General features: G+C 42.9%; 8 protein-coding genes. 1 reads left to right on the top strand and 7 read right to left on the bottom strand.

Features of this window, described 5'->3' with window-relative positions:
* Window positions 1-16: 16 nt before the first annotated feature.
* On the bottom strand, window positions 17-6,583 hold the full coding sequence (locus tag CALSC_RS01815; RefSeq protein WP_088239723.1) for a type I polyketide synthase: 6,567 nt from the start codon (window positions 6,581-6,583) through the stop codon (window positions 17-19).
* 2 nt (window positions 6,584-6,585) lie between these two features.
* Window positions 6,586-15,669 (bottom strand): type I polyketide synthase, encoded by a 9,084-nt coding sequence (locus CALSC_RS01810; protein WP_088239722.1) that lies wholly within the window; start codon window positions 15,667-15,669, stop codon window positions 6,586-6,588.
* A 342-nt stretch (window positions 15,670-16,011) separates the two neighbouring features.
* Here CALSC_RS01810 and CALSC_RS01805 point away from each other — a divergent pair, with 342 nt between their 5' ends.
* Window positions 16,012-16,773, top strand: coding sequence for a thioesterase II family protein (locus CALSC_RS01805; protein ID WP_088239721.1), 762 nt, complete (start codon window positions 16,012-16,014; stop codon window positions 16,771-16,773).
* Window positions 16,774-16,872: 99 nt separating this feature from the next.
* Here CALSC_RS01805 and CALSC_RS01800 read toward each other — a convergent pair whose 3' ends face one another.
* From CALSC_RS01800 to CALSC_RS01780, 5 genes are all read right to left on the bottom strand, one after another.
* Window positions 16,873-17,598, bottom strand: coding sequence for a rubrerythrin family protein (locus CALSC_RS01800; RefSeq protein WP_088239720.1), 726 nt, complete (start codon window positions 17,596-17,598; stop codon window positions 16,873-16,875).
* A 259-nt stretch (window positions 17,599-17,857) separates the two neighbouring features.
* Window positions 17,858-18,544 (bottom strand): rubrerythrin family protein, encoded by a 687-nt coding sequence (locus CALSC_RS01795; protein WP_088239719.1) that lies wholly within the window; start codon window positions 18,542-18,544, stop codon window positions 17,858-17,860.
* 11 nt (window positions 18,545-18,555) lie between these two features.
* A complete protein-coding gene (locus tag CALSC_RS01790) occupies window positions 18,556-19,419 on the bottom strand; it encodes a class I SAM-dependent methyltransferase (protein ID WP_088239718.1) in 864 nt (287 codons plus the stop codon).
* A 247-nt stretch (window positions 19,420-19,666) separates the two neighbouring features.
* Complete coding sequence (locus CALSC_RS01785; RefSeq protein WP_159460548.1) at window positions 19,667-20,725, bottom strand: methyltransferase domain-containing protein; 1,059 nt, start codon at window positions 20,723-20,725, stop codon at window positions 19,667-19,669.
* Between the two features lie 181 nt (window positions 20,726-20,906).
* Complete coding sequence (locus CALSC_RS01780; protein WP_088239716.1) at window positions 20,907-22,340, bottom strand: lipase family protein; 1,434 nt, start codon at window positions 22,338-22,340, stop codon at window positions 20,907-20,909.
* Between the last annotated feature and the right edge of the window lie 85 nt (window positions 22,341-22,425).

The raw sequence follows: 22,425 nt of genomic DNA, 5'->3' as shown, positions 1-22,425 counted from the left end.
ATTAATGAATTGGGAACTATTCCATATTTGTGAGTTTTTGGGCGAGGAGATTGGCAAGTTCGTCTGTTGATAGGGACTCTAGGCTAGCAACTTCTTCCGTTGACGATTCATCCTGGGATTCACTAAGAAGCTGGGGAGCAGGGGGAGGTTCAGATGGGGATTCTTCGCTCAACGGCATGACGGAGGAGGCATTCCCCTGTGCTTCTTGCTCACTGGTAATATTCAGCACCAACAATTCCTCCATCAGGTAGGTGACTAAGGTGTCTACTGTGGGATATTTAAATGCTAGGGTTGAGGGTAAGGTGCATTGCAAATTAGTTTGCAGTCGGTTCCTAAACTCGATGGATGTAAGGGAATCCATACCCATATCAAAGAACCCTTGATTAACATCAATTGCGGTGGCATTTAACCCTAAAACACTAGTAATTTGCTTACAGATATAATCAACTAAGAGCGATCGCTGTTTTTGCGGTGAGACTTGTTGTAATTGCTGTAAAAAATCCCCTGATTTTGATTTTACTTGCTCCTGGATGGGCATGACTTGGGCGAAAAATGGTGTAGCTCCCTGGGAAAGAAACTTAGACCAATCAATTGCCACAGCACCTATTTGAGTCAAATCTTGATTTAACACCTCTTCCCATACCTGCAAACCTTGACTGGGGGTAAATCTGGTCATACCCTTCATTTCCCATTGTTGGCTATTTTGGGGATGAGCCGCCGCCCCAACTTCTGCCCAGGGACCCCAGTTAATACTTAAGCCAGGTAAACCCATTGTCCGCCGGTGATTAGCTAAAGCATCCAGGAAAGTATTCGCCGCCACATGATTCGATTGACCAGAATTTCCTAATAAAGCTGCTGCCGAAGAAAATAGGACAAAATGGTCTAAAGGCTGGTGTTGAGTTAGTTGATGTAGATGCCAAGCACCTGCTATTTTTGGCTCCAGCACCCGGTGAAACCGCTCCCAAGATAAATGCTCAATCATGCCATCATCTAACACACCTACAGCATGAATAATTCCCCGTAAGGGAGGCAGGGGAGCATCAATATCTGCTAGGACTGCGGCGATTTCTTCCCGTTGAGAAACATCTGCTTGTTTGACAATGATTTGAGCACCAGCTTTTTCTAGCTGCTCTAGAGTTTGTTTTGCTGATGCTGTTGCCCCTGTGCGCCCTACTAGCACCAGATGTTTGACTCCCTGCTGGACTAACCAGTGGGCAATAACTAAGCCTAACCCTCCTAAACCACCGGTAATCAGATAAGTACTATTACGGTTGAGCTGGACGGGCTGGGATAAACTAGGCACATGGCGTTTTAATCTGGGTACCCAACGCTGTCCCTGACGAAAGGCTACTTGCTTTTCGGTTGGGGGCTGAGAAATTTCTGTCAATAAGGCCGAGACATCTGTATCTATCCCTTCACCTGGTAAATCTACACACACACAATTAAATTCTGGGTGTTCTAAGGCGATGACTTTTCCCATCCCCCACAGGGAGGATTGAGCTAAACCAGATAATGCTGAATTAAACTGAGGTACGGGTATAGTATTTTGGGTGACTAACCACAGGCGAGGCGGTTGCTGTTGGGGAGTTTTAGTCAGTGCTTGCAGTAAATGTAGGGTGCTGGCGCATCCTAATTCGGCAGCTGTATCCAGGGAGTTGGGGGTGAGTAATTGGGTTGTGACAGTATCCAAACTCCAACAATGGACAATCCCTTGTAAGGGTTTTGAGCCAATGGCGTTGAATAATTGCTGGAAGTCTGGGGGATGAGTCGGGTTAATTTGGAATTGATTCGGACTTAACTGGGTGTATTTGTTTCCAGGAAACACTAGAATAGTGGTGTCACCTTGATGTTGCCAGGATTTCTCTAAGGTTTGGGCTATACCATTGTCATCGGCAAAAATTAACCAGTTCCTTGGCTGCTTACCATCAGTTTTTACAGCATTCTTTTGAGCTAAAATTAAACTGGGTTGTCCGTATTCTTCACCGATGGCAATTTCCGGAAATACACTAGCAATATTGTCAAAGCCACTATCAGACAGTTTTTTCAGCCATTTGTCAGTGGGGAGTAAGGGATAATTACTACGATTGGCGACATCGGTAAATTTCCACCATCCTGTGGTTAAACCAAAGGTTACATCAATCCAAGGCTGTCCTAAGGTTTCTTCTAAAATAATCAGTAAGCCACCAGGAGCTAACAAAGTCTTGACATTTTCTAATGTTTGTGCCATGTCTGTGGTCGCATGGAGGACGTTAGCAGCCACAATTAAATCGTACTCACCTGGCGTAAAACCTTGGGTTTTGGGGTCAATTTCAATATCTAAGGTTTGGTAATTGACAAAATCATAGTCAGCAAACTTTTTCGCCCCTAGATTCAGAAAAGCTGCTCCCACGTCGCTATAAACATACTGGGTTTGAGTGGGGTTAAACACGGGTAATAAATTAGCTGTAGTTCCCCCAGTTCCGGCACCAATTTCTAGTACACGCACTCCTCGATATTGGGGTAATTGGGCGATCGCTAATTTTACTGTTTTCTGGACGAGTTGATTCCAGATTTTGGCAACAATCGAGTCTTGATAAATATGGCTGGTGGTACTAAAATCACCGTCAGGGAATAATAATTGTACGGGGTCACATTTTCCAGTCAGCACATCCCCTAGTTGGGCACCACAACGTTGTACCAAGGTGATTTCGGCGGCGGCGATGGGATATTCTCCTAGTAGTAGGGATGCTTGTTGCTCTGGATGAATATGGGCAATTTCTTTGACTTCCCAACCTTGAGCCACGGGTTGTAAGTATCCATGCTGGGCTAAGATTTCTAGTAAGCGGTTAAGTAAACGCTGGTATGGCTCAGTTAAACCAATTGTGTGTCCTAAATCTGCTGGGGTAAATCTCTCACCAACTTGCCATTTACATCCCAGTTGACTAAAAGCTGATAAAATATAATTGCTTGCTAAAAGATTTATTTGTTGCAGAGCTTGTTCATAGGTTGCCAGTTCCGATCCCAGAGGTGTTGGTGTAAAGTCCTCTGTCAGAGTTTGGCAAATTGCTTGGGGATTAGGTTTGGTATTTTCCCCGAGGCTATTACCAAAAACTACTTGTGGTTCCCACTGGATTTTATACAGCCAATTTTTCCAGGGTGCTTGTTGCTGATGCAATAAGGCTTGATAACTGGCGGGTTTAAATTCCACCCCTGTTAAAGTAGCGATCGCTTGCCCTTTTAAATCAAATAAATGGATATCATAACTTAAGGTGGTTGTGTTGTTGTTCCTGGTTGGTTGTGGTTCTACCTCCACCCATAAAGCTTTACTGGGATGTCCATATATTTGCAGTGTTTCTAAACCGATGGGTAAATAAGTTTGGTTTGGTTGTTGATGAGTCAGACTTGCGGAAATTACCTGCAATCCCCCATCTAATAACACTGGATGGATGATATATTGGTCAATTTCTCCATGTAAAAATTCTGGTAATTCGATGTAGCCACAAATAGTTTGCCCATGTTCCCAAAGCTGTTTGAGGGTGCGAAAACTAGTCTTTAATTCTATACCTTGGGTTTGTAAATTTTGGTAATAGTTATTGAGGGCTATTTCTGAGGATGGTTCGAGACGATTGAGATATTTGGTTTTAATTTCCTGAGGAATGATGGTCGCTGATTTCAGTCTCCCTTGAACGTGCAGTATCCACTCCTCTGACTCAAAAATAGGGAGTGGGGAGTCGGGAGTGGGGAGTTGGTTCGAGGTATTTTCATCCTTGGTGGTGAAAATTTTGTTTATCGGGACTGCTTCCTGACTAACTTGGCTAAATATTTGCACTTCATAACCATGATTAGCATCAGGTGTTAACACAGTCTGCACCAACTTATCTTGATTTTCAACAACTTCTAAAGCCTGTTGAATTACTAAATCTTCTACCAGGAAATTGTCTGATTTAAATACTGTTTTTCCTGCTGCTAATACCATTTCAAAATAAGCAGTTCCGGGTAAAATAATTTTCTCATAAACACTATGGTCTACTAAATAAGCTGGAGCAGATGGGCTAATTCTTGATTGAAAGATAATTGTTTTTAAAGGCGAATTTAATTTGTTCCCAATTAAAGGATGACCCAATGGAATATTTTCTTGACTAACAAGTAATTGGGGTTGTTTTGTTTCTAACCAATACCGTTGTCGCTGCCAAGGATAGGTAGGTAATTGTAATGCATGACGGTCATAATCTTGATCGTATCCATGCCAATCTACTGCCACACCATTGATATAAAGTTGAGCCAAAATTTTCAATAATTCTTCCCAATCAGATTGACCGCAAATCAATGGAAAATTATCTCTAAATAAACTCACTTGCCGGCCAATTTCTAGACAAAAACCATCAGTTTGATTGGCTTGGCTGAAATCTTTTGATTCATGATTTAAACTACTCTCCTCGATTAATTTTTGACTCCAATAATCTGCTGTATTGACTGGATAATTCAATATATTAATTAAGGAAATTTGGGGTGAAGCATACTGAATACTTTGGGCAATTTGACCAGCTGTCTCTCCAGTTACTTTTCCTAAATTGGCGACTAATTTTAAGCCATCAACTAAACTGAACACTCCGGCGACACAAGCAGCAACATATTCCCCCACACCATCACCAAACACAAAATGTGGTTTAATTCCCCAAGATTGCCACAATTGAAATAAGGCATATTCGAGGGCAAATAAACTTACCGGATTGCTAGTTTTTCCAGAGATAATTTCACTGCTGGGTAAGGAAAGAATATCTGCACAACGCCCTAATGCTTGGCGAAATGTCCATTGAGTCTGGTAAAGTTGCGCCTCCAAATTAGAGACTCCTAACCCTTCTCCAGAGAAGAAAAAAGCAACTTTTGGCACTGAAGTTCTGGATACCTGACCCTTGAGTAAGTTGGTGACAGATTCCCCTTGGCTAAATGCTTGTAACTGTTGCTGTAAATCTACCCCAGAAGAAGCGATCGCCCCTAGGCGATGAAGAAACTGCGATCGCCCTGTATTGGCTGTAAAACAAATATCAGCTAATTTTTCATGGGGATGGTTTTCTAAATACTGACAATACTTGTGTGCCAATTCCTGCAACGCTGACTCAGTTTTTGCGGACAAAGTCAACAAATGCAGTGGACGCTCAATCTCATCTTCTGTTTGAATGTTAAATTTTGTCGTAGTTTGAGGTTGTTCTAGGGGTGCTTCTTCCAAGAGCACATGTACATTTGTCCCCGCAAAACCAAAACCACTCACCCCCGCAATCCGGCGTTTTGTCCCCGATGTCCAAGGAATGGGATTGACAGGTACTTTCACCCCTAGCTGATGCCAATCAATATAAGGATTGGGTTGGTGAAAATGCAGATTTGCCGGGATCTCCTGGTGTTGCAATGACAGCACTACTTTAATTAAACCTGCAATTCCCGCTGCTGCTTCTAAATGACCAATATTGGTTTTCACCGCACCAATAATTAAGGGTTGGGAATTCTGGCGCTCCGTAAATACTGCACCTATAGCTCCAACTTCAATGGGATCCCCTAAACTGGTGCCCGTACCGTGGGCTTCGATATAATCAACTTCGGAGGGTTGAATTTTGGCATTAGCTAAGGCTTGACGCATTACAGCTTGTTGAGCCACACCGTTAGGAGCCGTTAAACCACTACTCCGTCCATCTTGATTGACGGCGGAACCCTGAATCAACCCTAAGATATGATCCCCATCGGCTAAGGCTGTGGATAATCGCTTCAAAACAATCACCCCACAGCCTTCAGAGCGCACAAATCCATTCGCCGACTGATCAAATGTCTGACAACGCCCATCAGGGGACAGCATTCCTGCTTGGGAAAAATTAATACTCAAGGCTGGGGAAAGTAAACGATTCACCCCGCCAGCCAAAGCTAAATTACATTCTTGGTTCCGTAAGCTCTGACAAGCTAAATGTACTGCTAACAATGAGGAAGAACAAGCAGTGTCTACCACCATTGAGGGACCATTCAAGCCCAATATATAGGATAACCGTCCAGCAGCTGGACTTAGTAATGTACCTGTACCAGCATAAGCATCTATACAACTGGGAGATGCACCCCCAAATAAACCCATAGCATAATCAAAGCTGCTAATGCCAATAAATACCCCTGTTAAGCTACCCAATAACTTTTCTGGGACAATGTTACCCGATTCCAAGGCTTCCCAGACGACTTCTAATAAAAGCCGTTGTTGGGGGTCGAGTTTGACAGCTTCACGGGGTGCAATGCCAAAAAATTGGGCATCAAATTGATCGACTTCCCCCACAAATCCCCCGTAGCGGGTATTAATCTTCCCCGGTGCTTCTGGGTTCTGGCTGTAGTAAGCTGCATGATTCCACCGTTCTGGGGGGACTTCCGTAATTGCATCAGTCCGGTTTTGTAAGAGTTGCCAAAAAGCGTCAGGATGATCTGCACCACCAGGGAAACGACACCCCATACCGACAATTGCGATCGCTTCTGTCTTGGCTGATTCTAGGGCATCGATCTTGGTCTGCATATTTTCTAATGCTAGTAAGGCTCGACGCAAAGGGGATACGGACTGGGGGGATTCTGGTTGATTATTCATCCTTAGTAATTCATGCTGTCTAACTTACGCACCAACAAAGCTTCAATCTCACTTTCTGATAAAGTTTCCCAATCTGACGGCTCCAAATTGGGCTGTATTTTGCTATTTTCATCTACTAACTTTACATGATCCGGTGATTCTACTGTTAGCAAGCCAGTAAAATCGTTACATAAAACTTCTGTTCTCAGATACTCCTCTAATGTGGCTAGGGTGGGATAATCAAAGGCTAGGGTTGCAGGTAGGGAACATTGTAAATCCGTTTGCAAGCGGTTACGCAAATCGACGGAGGTCAGGGAATCCATACCCAAATCAAAGAAACCTGTTTGTAACTCTAAGGAGGCGGTGCTAGATAGTCCCAAAACCTGAGCTACTTGGGTGCAAAGATAGGCAAGTAACTGTTCTGGGCGATCGCTCATGGGACTATGGCGCAGTTTTTCCAGGAAGTTCTCTGGTTTGATGGACGGTGGCGCTACGGTTTGGAATTCGGCAAAGAAGGTTGATTCTGGGCGCTTGGCGAGGAACTGGGACCACTGAATTCCCACTACACCTACTTGTGCTGGGGGGTATTGCCATAAATGCTCTAATATCTGCAATCCTTGGGTAGGACTAAGGGCATTAATACCGCGCATCTGCCAATTTTCCCTAATCTCCCGTTGAGATGCTGCACCCACACTTGACCAAGGTCCCCAGTTAATACTCATTCCTGGTAATCCTTGGCGGCGACGTTGATAGGCTAAGGCATCGAGACAGGCATTGGCGGCTGCATGGTTGGCTTGACCAGATGAGCCTAATAGGGAAGCCGCAGAGGAGAAGAGAATAAAACAATCTAAGGGGCGATGGCGGGTTAATTCATGGAGAATCTCAGCCCCTGCGACCTTGGGCTGCATGACTTTGGCAAACCGCTCCCAGGATAATTGTTGTATTGTACCATCATCTAAGACTCCAACGGAATGAATAATCCCCCCCAAAGGTGGTAGATGGGCATCAATATCTTGCAGTAGTTGCTCAATTGCTTGGCGATCGCTCACATCTGCTGTCACTGTTTTCACGGTCACCCCTGCTTGGGCTAATTTTTCTAGTTGGGGTTGATGCTCTGGTTTCACACCGCTCCGTCCCAGTAATACCAGATTTTTTGCTCCTTTTTCAGCCAGCCAATTAGCTACAAGTAGCCCCAATCCCCCAAATCCACCGGTGATTAAATAGGTTTTTTCCTGGCTAATTTCTATTGGTTGTGCTCCTTCATCTTGGAGATGGGGTGTAGCCACTAAGCGAGCCACGTACCGCCATCCTTGACGAAATGCGACTTGTGTTTCTGGGGAGGAGGTCTGAATTTCTGCCCCTAGGATTTGGGCATTGTTGATAATACTGTCATTCGAGTCTAAATCCACACAAGTACAATGCCATTCTGGATGTTCTAAGGCAATGACTTTACCCATTCCCCATAGGCTAGATTGTGATATTTGTGACAAAGGTAAATCGTTTACCGAGGTTGCACCTTGGGTGACTAACCATAAACCGGGGGGTGAGGTAAATGGAGTTTTAATTAACGCTTGGACTAAATTTAATGTACTACCACAGCTATATTTGGCATCTGCCATGAAGTTATCTGTGCTAGTTTGGTCTAATGCCCAACAATTAATCACTCCCACTAAGTTAGGTTGTTGTTGATGAATTACAGTTAATAATTGCTGATAATCCTGGGGAATTTCTGGGTTAATCTGAAATTCTTGGGTGTGGGACTGCTGATAGTTTGTTCCGGCATAAACTAGGTAACAACTTTCTCCTTGACTAGAGATTTGTTGCGCCAGTTGTTCGCCAATTCCTTGACTGTCAGCCATAATTAACCAGTGTTTGCTAGCACTAGGTTGTAATTGTCTGGTGACATCAGCTTGAGCTAAAATTACTGACTGGGGAAATAGGGTTTCTACTTGGGGGGTTAAGGTTTCAATGGCATTAAATCCTGTTTCCGTTAATAATTTTTGCCATTGTTGGGGCTTAATTAATGGATAATTAGGGCGTAAGTTGGTATCGGTAAATTTCCACCAACCTTCTGTTAAACCAAAGATTAAATCTATCCAGCGCCGATGGCTATTGCCTTCCAATAAAAGTAAAATACCACTTGATGCTAATAGTTTTCTGACTTGGGTTAAAGTTTGGTGTAAATTAGGGGTGGCGTGGAGCACATTCGCCGCGATAATTAAATCATAAGCTTGACTATCAAATCCGGCTGTTGGTAATTCTGCTTCAATATCTAAGACTTGATATTTAATGAAGGGATAATCACTGAATTTCTCTTTGGCTTTGGCGACAAACAGAGGAGAAACATCGGTAAACACATATTCAATGCCTTGGGGAGGTAGTTGGGGTAAAATGTGGGCGGTGGTTCCCCCTGTACCTGCACCAATTTCTAGAATACGAATTTTCCTCCCTGTTGGTGAAGCCTGAACTATTGTAGATACTGCCTTTTCTACTAAACTATTCATTCCCTGAAAACTGGGAGAATGTTGATAGAGTTGGGTTAAATTAGTTAAGTCCAGATTGGGAAATAATAGTTGCAGTGGATCACATGTTCCTTGGAGAACTGGGGCGAGTCGTTCCCCACATCTAGCCAGTAAGGATATTTCGGTGTGGGCTTGGGGATATTTTGCTTGTAATAATGCCTGAGTTTGCTTAGTCTTGGGTTGATTAACTAAGTTAATGAATTGCCATTTTTCTCCTTGCTGATGGAGAATACCTGCATCTTTTAACAGGTCTAGCAAATGGGCAAATAAGCGATGATGCTGCTGAATAATCCCAAATTGGGCAATTAATTCTTCTGTGGAACCGCCGGGAAATGCAGCTAAATCTCCACCCATTGCTGTTAAGGCTGACTCTATGAACCCTAGACTTAAATTTTCTACTTCTGGGAGCAGTCCTGAGGAGATTTTTTGGGCTAATTGTTGGTCAATTTTTTTTAACCTGGGTAACAAGCGATCGCTCACTGACTCCAGGTTCAAGACTGCGGTTTCTGTCAAAGTGACGGACTCTGTCCTGCGCCAATCTATTTGATATAACCAATCTTTGAGGTTGCCTTGTAAACTACTTAATAAAGCCTGACGACTGGCTCGTTTGAGTTGTAAGGCTTTGACTGTAGCGATCACTTGTCCATTGGGAGCAATCAATTGTAAATCAACGGTGCGATTCTCTTGCTGCGATCGCTTCACTGGATGTAGTTGTACATGACTCCAGAGGTGGGTAACTTGGGTGGCGTAAACTGTGATTTCCTGGCAAGCTACTGGCACATAGGGATCGTTATGACTTTCGTCGGTGTACAATAGGGCAAATACAACTTGGAAGCAAGCATCAAGTAAGGCAGGATGCAATTGATAGTTCTCGACTTCCAACTGATATAGGGGATTCAATTGAATCTCTGCTAATGCTTCCGTATTTCCCCGCCACAACTGCTGCATATTGCGTAAATCTGGGCCATAGTAAACCTGCATCTTTTGATAATAGGTTTCTAGGTCAATTTCCTGGGGACATCTGGCTTTTAAAGCGAGTAAATCTATAGGCTGGGGGATAGTTTGACTATGACGGGCTACTTGACCATAGGCGTGCAGTGTCCAATCTGTGGCTGTGGGGTTTGTCTGGCTAAATACCTGAAATTTCCCGTCCTCTGGATTCAAGACCAATTGCAAATTTTTCCCTTCATCTTCTGGCAAAATTAACGCCCGCAGAATCGTCACATCTTGCAAAATAATGGTCTGGGTGGCAAAAACTTGGGTACCTGCGGCGATCGCCATTTCTAAATAGGTGACTCCCAATACTACCAAAAATTCATACACCCAATGCTGTCCCAAATAGGCAGGAGCATCTTTGGTAATGTAGGATTGGAAATGTAATGTTTTCGTCCCTGCTAACAAAATCCGCTCCCCTAACAAGGGATGGAGTTTCTTGTGATTTTGAGGGACAGATGCAGCCCTTTTTGGGTCTAACCAATAACGTTGGCGCTGGAAAGGATAGGTCGGTAAGGTAACTCGCTGTTGGGGAGTATGGTGATAAAAATCACTCCAATTAATATCTATTCCCCGTTCATAAAGTGCTGCCAAACTAGTTAAAATTTGTTGCCAGTCAGCCTCACCACCATACAAACTGGGTAACCAAGCAGCTGTGTTTTCCTGGAACCAACAATGACGACCCATGCCTAATAAAACTGGTTTCGGACCACATTCAACAAAGATATTTACTCCCTGTTGTTGTAAGGTATTCATGCCTTGATGAAACTGCACCCCTTGCCGTAAATGCTGACACCAATATTCGGGGTTAGCTATCTCATTTGTTACTATCTTGCCAGTTAAATTACTGATTAGAACAATACTGGGTGGCTCATAGCTGAATTGTGCGGCAGCGGCGCGAAACTCGGGGATAATCGACTCCATTAAGGGGGAATGGAAAGCGTGAGACACCTGCAATCCCACGACTTTAATGCCCTGGGCTTCTAAGGTGGCGATCGCTTGTTGGACTGCTTCACCTGTGCCAGAAATCACTTGGGCATGGGGATGATTTCTGGCAGCAATGGTAATGTCTGCATAGGGAGCAATGGCTGCAACCACGGTCTTTTCATCGGCAAAGACTGCTGCCATCTCCCCTCCCGGTGGTAAGGACTGCATGATTTGCCCGCGTTTGGCAATCAGTTTTAGTCCAGCTTCTAAACTAAATACCCCTGCCACGCAAGCCGCCACATACTCACCCACACTATGCCCCATGACTATATCGGGTTTAATCCCCCAAGATAACCAGAGTTGATACAAGGCGTACTCGATGGCAAATAAGGCGGGTTGTGTATAGGCAGTTTGGTGGATCAGTTGTGCTTGGGGTGTTCCTGGTTGGGGATAGATAATGTCCAGCAGGGGATAATCTAACTCAGTTGCCAAAATCTCCGCACACCGCTCCAGGGTTTGGCGGAAAATGGGTTGGGTTGCGTACAATTCCCGACCCATGCCAATGGCTTGTGAACCTTGTCCAGTAAACAAAAAGGCCATCTTTTGGGGTTGAGATACCTTAGCAGGAATGGATTTATGTTCTAATTTCTGCCGTAATTCACTCAAGGATTGAGCCACCACAGCAATACGATGGTCAAAATCCCCTCGTCCTATGTTGGCACTAAAGCAGATATCAGCCAAGGATATCTCTGGAAAGGAGGTATCTCCCCTGCCCCCTGCCCCCTTCCCCCCTGCTTCTTGTTCTATCCAGTCATCATACTTCTGGATCAATTGTTGCAGCGCCGGTTCACTTTTAGCGGACAATTTCAACACATGGGTGGGCAAATTCTCCTCGGTTGTTGATTGTCTCTGGGGTGCAGATTCTAAAATAACATGGGCGTTGGTACCACTAAAACCAAAGGAACTCACCCCAGCAAATAATTGGTCTCCTGACCACCTTTGTCCTGTGGTGGGAATGTGGGCGGGAATCCCATCTAAGGCAATATGGGGGTTGATTTGCTGAAAATGCAGGTGTGGGGGGATATAACGGTGCTGCATTGCCAATACGACCTTGATTAATCCTGCAATCCCGGCGGCAGCTTCTGTATGTCCAATGTTGGTTTTTACTGAACCAATTACCAAGGGCTGTTGTGGCTGGCGGTTCTGTCCGTAAACCCCTTGTAAGGCTTTGATTTCTATGGGATCCCCTAAGGAAGTGCCTGTACCGTGGGCTTCAATATAAGATACTTGCTCGGGTGTGATTCCTGCTTGGGCTAAGGCTTTGTTCAAGACTTCTGCTTGGGCAATACCATTAGGTGCTGTTAAGCCATTGCTAAAACCATCTTGATTAATGGCTGTTCCCCTAGCGATCGCCAAAATTTGATCTCCTTGGGCGATGGCATCTTCTAGGCGTTTGAGAATCACCACACCACAGCCTTCGGAACGCACATAACCATTAGCGGCAGCATCAAAGGTTTTACAATGTCCATCGGGAGCAATCATCCCCGCTTGGGAGAAGGTGAGACTCAACTCTGGGGATAATAATAAATTCACCCCGGAGGCGATTGCTAATTCTGATTCTCCTTGCTGTAAACTCTGGCAAGCTAAATGTACTGCCACTAGGGAGGAGGAACAAGCAGTATCAATAGTGATTGCTGGTCCTTGACAACCCAAGGTATAGGCAATCCGTCCCGCCGCCATCGCCCCAGCATTACCAGTGGCAAAATAAGCGTCAAAATCTTGGGATTGATTCTGTTTGAGTTGCAATAACTCATAATCATGGGAAAACATGCCGACAAATATTCCGGTTGATTTCCCGGCTAAGGTTTGGGGATTAATGCCAGCGTTTTCTAAGGCTTCCCATGTCACTTCTAGGAGGATTCGCTGTTGGGGATCGAGTAATTTGGCTTCTCTGGGAGCAATGCGGAAAAAGTTGGCATCAAATTGCTCTGGATTGGCAATAAATCCCCCATATTCACCAGCCTCTAAATAATCTGCTATCCGCCAGCGATTAGGGGGAATTGGGGCGATCGCATCTTTGCCGTGGCGTAATAACTCCCAGAAAGTATCCGGACTGTCCACTTGACCAGGAAAACGGCATCCCATACCAATAATGGCGATGGCGTTGGTCTGGGTAATCTCTTGCTGTGGTTTACTTACAGAAATCCTAGGACTGACAACCCCTCGCTGGTTGATTGATGCTGGAGTGGGGGATGCTTGGGTTTGTAAGTACTGAGTAATTGCTTCTGGGGTACTGTGCTCAAAAAAGCAGGTGGGTGAAAGTTCTATGTTGAGCCGTTGATTTAATAAACTCCTTAATTCCAATAACTCCAAGGAATCTAACCCCATTTCCATCAAAGGACGTTTGGCACCGTAGGCGGCTGCACGGCGCTGTCCCATGACGGTAATCACCGCAGATTCCACCAATGCTGCCAGTTCTTGATTGTTGCTCATCCCTGGAGTTGTGGTGGTTTGAGGGATATTGTCTAACTTCTGCCCTAAATTTTGCAAATCATACTCAATCAATACCCCTAGACCTAAATTATCTCTATCCTCTGGTCGGTAGTCAGGCACTAACTGGCGGATTCTGGCACCATGAGAGGTGTGAAAGCGGAGAATGGGATCGAGCAGTTGTCCTTGTTGATTCTGCTGTTGAATGTAATCAGCGATCGCTAAATCCCTATGCTGGGCGTAATCTCGACAACGGGTAATGCCCCCTACCTTCTCTACCCCGCCTTTGAGGGCAAACCATTGCAACATAAAGTCTAAAAATTGATTGCCCAAACCGCGATTTTGCATTTCTGGTAGGACATTCATCCCTAGTAATTGCATTACTTTGCCTTGGGGGGAGTGTAATTCCGGGACGCGGTCAAATGTGATGTTTTCTAAGGCGGCGACATCGACAATTCGTTGGGAATAAATGACCCCCACAATTTTACCTGCAACCTCTAATACACAATGACCATCAGGTTGCCGTGCAAATCTTTGTTCCAGTTCTTCCTTGGGAGTACGGAGGGCATCTGACCAACAAGCCGCTTCTAATTCAACTAAGGCGGGTAAATCGGAGATATTTGCTTGACGAATGGTATAGGGTCTTTTCTCTAACCAATTTAAGGTGATGCGGCTAAAAGGAAAGGTGTTCGGATATCTTTGGGAAAATTCCGGTTTAGGAAATAACCCTACTTCTGCTGCGGCTAACAAAAATACATCTGCTTCCACTAGATGCTGCATGGAAAATGCCTGATAAGCATCGAAGTGTAAGTTTTCGCAACGATCTAAAAAAGTGTAAACAACATCAGGATTCAGGGAATGGACTTCTAAAATAATTAAGCCATATTTGGTAACAATTTCTGCCCAGCGTTGCAGATGTTCTACTAAACTTTGCACCGCTACTGCTGATGGAATCAATTCACCCGATGGATACACGGAAACGCAGTCATAGGTAAGATGCGATCGCTCTTGTGTTTGTGCTTGATTTTGCGGCGGAATAAATGGGCGATCGTGGTCTAAAAATGAACGAAGATGCAATATATTTTCTGGGTCATGAATCCCCACTTGTCGCAAATTGTGGGCAATTTCCCCAGGGTTGCCAATATCCCCCTGTACTACTACATGGGGAATATCTGCCAGGGTGGAGTCTGTTGCTTGCAAGGATTCCAAATTATAATCTAAGCCCAACATTTGCAGGGAATATTCTCCTAATACCTTCCCCCTCGCCGACCGATCCCGAATGGTTTCATAAACCCGTTTCAATAAAGTTCCATCACCACACCCCATATCAGCCACATATTTCGGCTGCTGTTCATAGGGTAATTTATTAAAAATATTTAAAATAATTTCTTCTAATTCTGCAAAATACTTTTCATGTTGAAAACCACTGGCAATCACATTTAAAGTCCGGTCTAAATGTAGTTCTTTGCCTGTCTCATCCCTTTGAAATACCTGGCTCACATCCCCAAATAACAACTCATCCATCTGGGACAACATGGGGGTATAAGATACTGTTGTGGCAGTGATTAAAATCCGGGCAAAAATGAATTTACCGGCATCAGTCAGCAGCAATTTGCTATCTCGATATTCTACCCAACCTTTAGCAATTAACAGGGTGGAAATTTCCTCATATACACCAGTATTTAGTGTTGTTAACCAAGGAATTTCATCCCCTAAATCTTGGCGACTGAGATGAAATTTTTGATTCAGACCATTTAAGATTGGTAACAGCAGCAAACCATCGATAAAATCCGCGATTAACTCTTCCGAAACACCCCATCTTTGACGCGATCTCTCTATCCAAGGTTGTAATAATCCTTCTGGCTGCTCTCCATTGAGATATGATGCAATAGGCAGCTGTAATAAATTAACACTATCTGGGGAAATTTCTCCATATTTGGCTTTGGTAGTTAATTGATATTCTCCCTGTTCATTTTGCTCAATCCAAGATAGCGATCGCAATAAACGCAAAGCTACTTGAATATGACCACTATTAGCCTTTAATTCAACAACAATCTGCTCCAACGTCACTTTTTGATGACGTTCCATCAACTCAAATAGCCCCTTTTGTTTACAGGAAACAATCAGGGGAATAGCAACAAATCCATGAGCATAACGGTTAATAATATCTAACATCTTTTTTCGGATTTTTCAGGATGTCGCCGGTAATTTTCGGATTTTTTCAGGATGCCACTAGAAAGTATAAATTCTCTGTCTTTGATGTCACACTTGTCAATACCCCCAGGGATGATGTTTTACAGTTTTTTACGTAGGGGCAGGGCATCCACAATTTTTCACTATATAAAAGTATCTTACTGGTGCCGTGCCCTTACGAATAGTTTATATGTGGCAAACATTATTTGAATTGGTATTACCTTTATTATCTCCACAAATATCGATTTTTATTCGAGCTAGATGCTCAACTGATTTAAACTTAATTTAATATATTATTTATTCACAAATACTATACTTCACAAGATGATCAAACCTGCTAACAATGTCAATAATTGGCTAGTTTATCCCCGACCCAATCTTGATGCTCAACTACAACTCATCTGCTTTCATTATGCTGGTGGCGGTGCTGGAGTTTTTCGGACTTGGCCAGATTATCTGCCAAATAATGTCGCAGTTTGTGCGATCCGATTACCGGGAAGAGAAACACGTTTTCAGGAACCACTATTCACTGATATGGACTCTCTCATTCAGTCTTTAATTCAGCCTATTTTGCCTATTTTAGACAAGCCATTTGTATTTTTTGGTCATAGTATGGGAGCCTTAGTTAGTTTTGAATTATCTCGACTACTCCGCAACAATTATGGTTTGAGTCCTCAACATTTATTTGTTTCATCTCGCTGTGCTCCTCAACTTTCTCATACCAATCCTCCTCTCCATAATTTGCCTGAATCTAACTTTATCGCCAAACTTTGTGAGTTTAATGGCATTCCTCCAGCAGTATTAGCAAATAAAGAATTAATGCAAATATTTTTACCCATTCTCAGAGCAGATTTTTCTGTTTTAGAAACTTACTCCTATACTGATGACCAACCATTGAATTGTGCAATTACTGCCTTTGGAGGTATACAAGATTCTATAGTTAGTGTCAGGCAATTAGAAGCTTGGCAATCTCAGACTAATCAAAGTTTTTCATTACAGATGTTTCCCGGAGATCATTTTTTTCTCAACACAGATAAATCAAGTTTATTAACATCTATCAATCAAACTTTAGAGGAACTTCTGTGATCAGTACAAATTGATTTTTGAGCCATTTGCTATTTAGACATGGAGCCAATCCAAAATCCAAACTTCGACAGGCTCAGTTACCAATCCAAAATTGTTTGACTAAACCCAAGAATATAAAATCCCATCTTCCAATTTACTAGGTGGTTCTGCCCCAGACATCACACTGGCAATTATGGATAAGGAAGCTTTTATTTGTCGAGTTCGCCATTCATCAATGATTTGCTCAACTCCAGTTGCTCCCGCTCGACGTTTGATGGCTTCATAAAGATAAGCAGCATGGCGAACTTCATCACTAGCGACACTCATCATCGATTTTTTCAAATTAATAGTGGGTTGGTCGTTAGTTGGTAAAACATTAGCCATGCGGACAAATTCTTTGCTAGCATCTAGTTCTAAAATATATAGACTGCCAAGAAACACCTGCCAATCTATATTTTCTGGCTTCAAATCTGTGCGGTTCAATCCTTCCAAGTAGGCTGTATAAAATAAGGTCGAAGGGGTTAAAGCAGCTTGATTTTGATTGACTTGGAGTTGGGAAGTATTTTTAGCTTCATGGTTCAGCAATTGTTTGAGAGCATGACCAAATATTTTTCCATGACGCTCTTCATCGGCTGCATGACTAGCCAATTTTTCGGATAACCAAGGGTCATTCTCTGTAGCTGCTCGTTCGCTGAGTACTTTTAAAAATGGCACTGAACCCGATTCTCCTACTTCATATTCTGCTAATACTTGTCGTCTGGTAATCGGGTCTCTAATATTGCGGGCTGAGATATAAGCAGTAGCACCGGAAAAAAATAAATGGAGAATATAGTTAAAGAATCTCATAGGCAAAATTTACTCCATTAGAAAGTAGTTTTTGTTTGTTAGGCAGAAAACAAATTAACAAGAAAAGGTACTCTTCGCAGGTAAGTCTTAATAAGTCTTGCGGTGTGGGAAGTGTGGAGAGTGTGGGAGTGAGAGAGTGAAAGAGTGAGGGTTGATGGTTGGGAGTTAAGATTTTTTATCTTTCACTCCTTCCCTCCTTCCCTCCTTCCCTCTCTTCCCACACTCCCCCTACTCCCTGCTCCGCTCTGCTTCTTTCAACTTACACCCAAGAATAAAGTGCGCCATCTTGAACCATTGATGGACGCTCTACCCCTTGGATAACGTCCATTGCCATAGTTATATAAGCTTGAATTTGTCGATTCCGCCATTCATTAACTGTGCGCTCAACAGCATCCTGACCCATACGCCGTTGCATGGCTTCATATAAATAAGCTGCGTGGCGGACTTCATCTTGGGCGATGCTGGATAATCCCTTTTTGAGATTAGCTGTGAGGCGATCGCTTTCTGGCAAAACATTAGCCATGCGAGCGATTTCTTTGCTTGCATCCAACTCCAAAATGTACATACTTCCCAGAAACACTGACCAGTCTATGGTCTGGGGTTGTAAGTTGGCTGGTGAATATTCCTTTAAATACAGGGTATAAAAAACATTCCGTTTGGGTACTTCCCACTTTTCCCCAATGTGTTGTTTGAGTGCATGGGCGAATATCTTGCCATGACGTTCTTCATCGGCTGCATGGCTAGCTAATCTTTCTGATAACCAACTATCACCTTCAGCCGCAGCCCGATCGCTTAGAGCTTGGAAGTAGGGAACCGATCCAGATTCGGCTAATTCTGCTTCTGCTAAAGCCTGGGGACGACTTAAAGGATCTCGGATGAGGTACGCTGCCAAATAAGCAGAAACACCAGAACAAATTAAATGCAGCAAATATGTAACGATGTTCATTACAGTTGTTGTTAATGCAGATTTTTAAAGGAAAAAATCATGTAACGCAATAAGCCTTGACGACTCACCCATTCCATAATTTGGTTAACCATGCTGTCAAGTTCCGCATCCCACCCTGGAGGTGAGGCTTTACGCATTAATTGACGGGTAATCAGGTAACTAGGCAATGTATTCACGGTAATGTCGTGTTCCTGCAAAACACGATATCCTGTCTGTTCAGCCAGTTTTTCATAATCGTCCACGGTGTAGTTATAGCGCAGGTTACTTTGACCATAAGCGCTACTAAGTAAGCCGCCAAACATCAATTCTAAAGCCCCCATCCAAGGCATTACCATATCTACGGGGGTAAAGTCACAAATCGCTAGATAACCACCTGGTTTCAGTACTCGTTTTACTTCTTTAAAGAAAAGCTCTCGACTCGGAAAGTGAAAGATGCACTCAACAGCTAAAACCACATCGAAGGAATTATTTTCAAAGGGTAGCTTACAGGCATCTGCTTCTATAAATTCAACTTTGTTAGTCGCAGCAGGCTGAACAAGTTCTCTGGCTCTGGATAGCTGACGCTCATCAATATTCACGCCGACCAAATCCATATGTTCATGCCTATCATTAATAGTGGCGATGGTGCCGCCAAATCCACATCCTACATCTAAAACTCTTTGCTGATCTGTGATTCTTCCTGCTTCACACATTTTCACAGATAACTGGTCTGCCGCTCGCCGAAAGTCCTCGGCAGAGCCATCTGCTAAATTGTTTGAGTCCCAATAACCCCAATGGACATGATGCCCAAAAGCTTCTGTTACTTCCCGATCTTGTCGCTCAATTGAATCAAGAAAAATATTGAAATAGCGGAGCCTGTTTGTTTGCTCTAACATTTTAGTCCTTTAGCAGAAGAAATTCTTAAGAGCAGTTCTTAATAAAGAAAAATATATCACCTTTGAGAAATTAATTTTAACTATATTTATATTATTAAATATAGTTAAAATATTTTTGTAAATAAAAATATGCGGAAACCCCATTTTTCATATTTCCGTGCTGAATGCTGACTTTAGATATGGGGTCAATCCAAAATCCAAAATTGTTTGACTTACCGTCAAGATATTTTTAATTGTTAATTAATTGTTAATGCCAGCGTTTTCCCCAATAAGTCCCGATGGTATCAGCATGAGCTTCTTCAAAACGATTTGCTTTAAACCAATTAATTACTTCTTGTTTTTTGTGGCGGAATTGAAATTCAGGTGTGACATCATCAAATATCCAAAATGCTAGAGCATTAAACTTTTCTGGTAAGGTCAGATTATCAAGAAAAGCTGTAGCTTCGTAAATTTCAGATAAACTTTGTTTATCAAATACTAGAAAATTGTATTGTTGGCAAAAATGATAAAATTCTTTGCCGAAGGATTGGGCAATGATAATAAAGGGTAAAAATATTCCTGTGTAGAATTGGACGAACCACAGGCGTAATTCAGGGGATAATTTATGTCCCATTCCCATAAAAACAATGTCCCGAATACCATAATAAGGGATATTGGCTGGGCATTCTATGGGATCTGGATAGAGCCAAATCACGAGATTGCCATATTCTGATACCAATGCAGAGACTGCATCAAAGGCAGCTTTTGTGTTGCTAGTATGGTGTAAAACCCCCATGGAATACACTTTGCTAAAGGTTGATTGTTTGAAGGGAGGATTCGTCACATCACCTTGGACAAAATGCAAATTAGGAATAGAACTAGCTTCTTTAGCTGCTAATCTGACAGCTTCACTCAATTCCAATCCGACAATTTGTGCTTGGGGATAACTTTTCGCAGCAGCAAAAGTCATTTCCGCAGAACCGCAACCTGCATCCAAAATCCATTCATCGGCTTGAATCGGATCTGCAAATTTAGCAATTACATCCTCAATTCTGTGAGTGGGATTCAAACCATAAAGGGAATTTGTCTCAAATCGCCCTGAAAAGCGATATTTCCATTGTTCAGTAAAGCCTTCCGATGGCTTTATTTGTTGCTCACCAGTCAACATACAAGGAACTCCCTCAACAATGGGAAATTCTGCCCCACAATTCAAACATTGCAGTGTGCCAGAAATGATTTCGCCGTTTTCAGTTGTTTCTCTGGCTTTAAGTTCAATTTGCCCTTGGCAGCAAGGACAAGCCAGAATTGACAATAAAGTCTTCTTCATTACTATTGCCCGTTGCTCATTCAAATAATGTTTGCAACATATAAATTCTTTGTAAGGGCACGGCACCAGTAAGATACTTTTATATCCTGAAAGATTGACCGATGCCATGCCCCTACCCATCTGTCGCATTATTTTTTCACAATGGTATAACTAGTGGCTAAACACATTGTGCTTCTTCAGCTTAACTTTGGCGTTCCAGGGTTTCTTGAACATTACTAATCTCTCTGGAGATATCTTCATCCACATTAGTTGTATAACGCTGGATAGCTTGTACAATACCTTCTTGCTGTTCTGCTAACATCTCGTACAAAATCTCAGAGATAATTCCTTGCAAAGGTCGGAGTAAATTTCTGATACCTTCTCGTTGTTCTTCTAGTAGTTGAATATAGGTATCAAAACCGTGGGGGAAAGGAACACCGCCAAATAGCCTTAAAGAACCACCAAAATCAAGGTTTAAACCTTGAGAGCCTTCTCCGGTAACCGTATGTTGTGTACCAATGTGGTGGAATTCAGCTAAATAAAAATCACCAATCCGTAATCCATTTTTGCTCAAGATATCCAGGGGGAAAGGAGGAGTAAATGGCATATTTAGACCGACATCGAGGGTGTTTTCTACCCGATAACTGTAGTCCAGCCCAATGGTTTTATTGGCGTAATTAGCAAAGGCTTTATTACCTACTTTAATTCCCCCTATTTTGTAAGACTTGAGTCGGTGTGATGTCTGAGGGAAACCATTAAGATAACGCTTCACAGAAAGAGCACAAAAATCTGCGATCGCAGCACCTTGACTATGACCTCCAACATAAACATTAATATGTTTCAGGGGTCTGCCGATGATAGTCTGATTTTGACGATCTATAATAAAGGTTGGGGTTTCAATACTTTGGAGTCGGTTAGCAACGGCATCAAAGTTTATGATGTTGGCAAATTGATCCCCTGCTTTGCCTTTAAAATAACCCAATTCCTTTAAAGGATTAGACTCAAAGTCTTTGATAAATTGAGTAATCAAATCAGATATAGCTGCCTGGAATTCTGTGCCAAAGATAATACCTCCAGCCGCCGCTAAAGATACGGCTGTTGCTACCCGTTGCTCAAATTCTAAATCCTGCCTCCGTAATACTTCCCAGTCTTGAGGTTCTATTTTTCCTAAAGCCAAGACTTTGAAAAACATCAAAATCTCTTGCTCAACTGATTCGTAGTCTTCTTGAATTCCTTGTATGGCTTTGATGCGTTGGTCTACCAGGTCTCCCAAGTTACCATAATTGACTAAAGTAGAATTAAAGTCTGATAAAAAGTTGGTGATGTCAATTACACCTTGTTGTGTAGCAACTGTACCACGGAAAGCGATCGCATAATGGTGTGAATCCTTCCGCTTGAGAATCATGCCTCGAATACCCCTGACAAAGTCTCTGAGGGGACACACTAATACCCAATCTTCGTGCTTGTAGGTAGCATTATAGGAATCTAAAATGTCTCTGCCGTCAATACTGCCAAAGGATTCTGGGAAAATAGCATAGGCACGCTTGCACATTTGCGACAGCATAATAGCTTCGTCAAAGCTAAAGCCTTTTTTGAGAACTTCAGGAATTTTGATTGTGGTAATGCTACTACTCATTTTTATTTATAGTCTCCGTTTGTGGGGATAATATTGTGTTTATATGGCGTTGCCAGACTCTACTTGTATGGAATTGCTCTGTCGG

The organism is Calothrix rhizosoleniae SC01 (genome assembly GCF_900185595.1).
GTDB lineage: Bacteria > Cyanobacteriota > Cyanobacteriia > Cyanobacteriales > Nostocaceae > Calothrix_A > Calothrix_A rhizosoleniae.
Note: the sequence above shows the minus strand (reverse complement) of the source record. Positions and strands in the feature narration are given on the sequence as shown.

Bases quoted from the DNA above. Each gene is read 5' to 3' on its own strand.
- CALSC_RS01815 (WP_088239723.1), bottom strand. From the start codon at position 6,583: ATGAATAATCAACCAGAATCCCCCCAGTCCGTATCCCCTTTGCGTCGA.
- CALSC_RS01810 (WP_088239722.1), bottom strand. From the start codon at position 15,669: ATGTTAGATATTATTAACCGTTATGCTCATGGATTTGTTGCTATTCCC.
- CALSC_RS01805 (WP_088239721.1), top strand. From the start codon at position 16,012: ATGATCAAACCTGCTAACAATGTCAATAATTGGCTAGTTTATCCCCGA.
- CALSC_RS01800 (WP_088239720.1), bottom strand. From the start codon at position 17,598: ATGAGATTCTTTAACTATATTCTCCATTTATTTTTTTCCGGTGCTACT.
- CALSC_RS01795 (WP_088239719.1), bottom strand. From the start codon at position 18,544: ATGAACATCGTTACATATTTGCTGCATTTAATTTGTTCTGGTGTTTCT.
- CALSC_RS01790 (WP_088239718.1), bottom strand. From the start codon at position 19,419: ATGTTAGAGCAAACAAACAGGCTCCGCTATTTCAATATTTTTCTTGAT.
- CALSC_RS01785 (WP_159460548.1), bottom strand. From the start codon at position 20,725: ATGAAGAAGACTTTATTGTCAATTCTGGCTTGTCCTTGCTGCCAAGGG.
- CALSC_RS01780 (WP_088239716.1), bottom strand. From the start codon at position 22,340: ATGAGTAGTAGCATTACCACAATCAAAATTCCTGAAGTTCTCAAAAAA.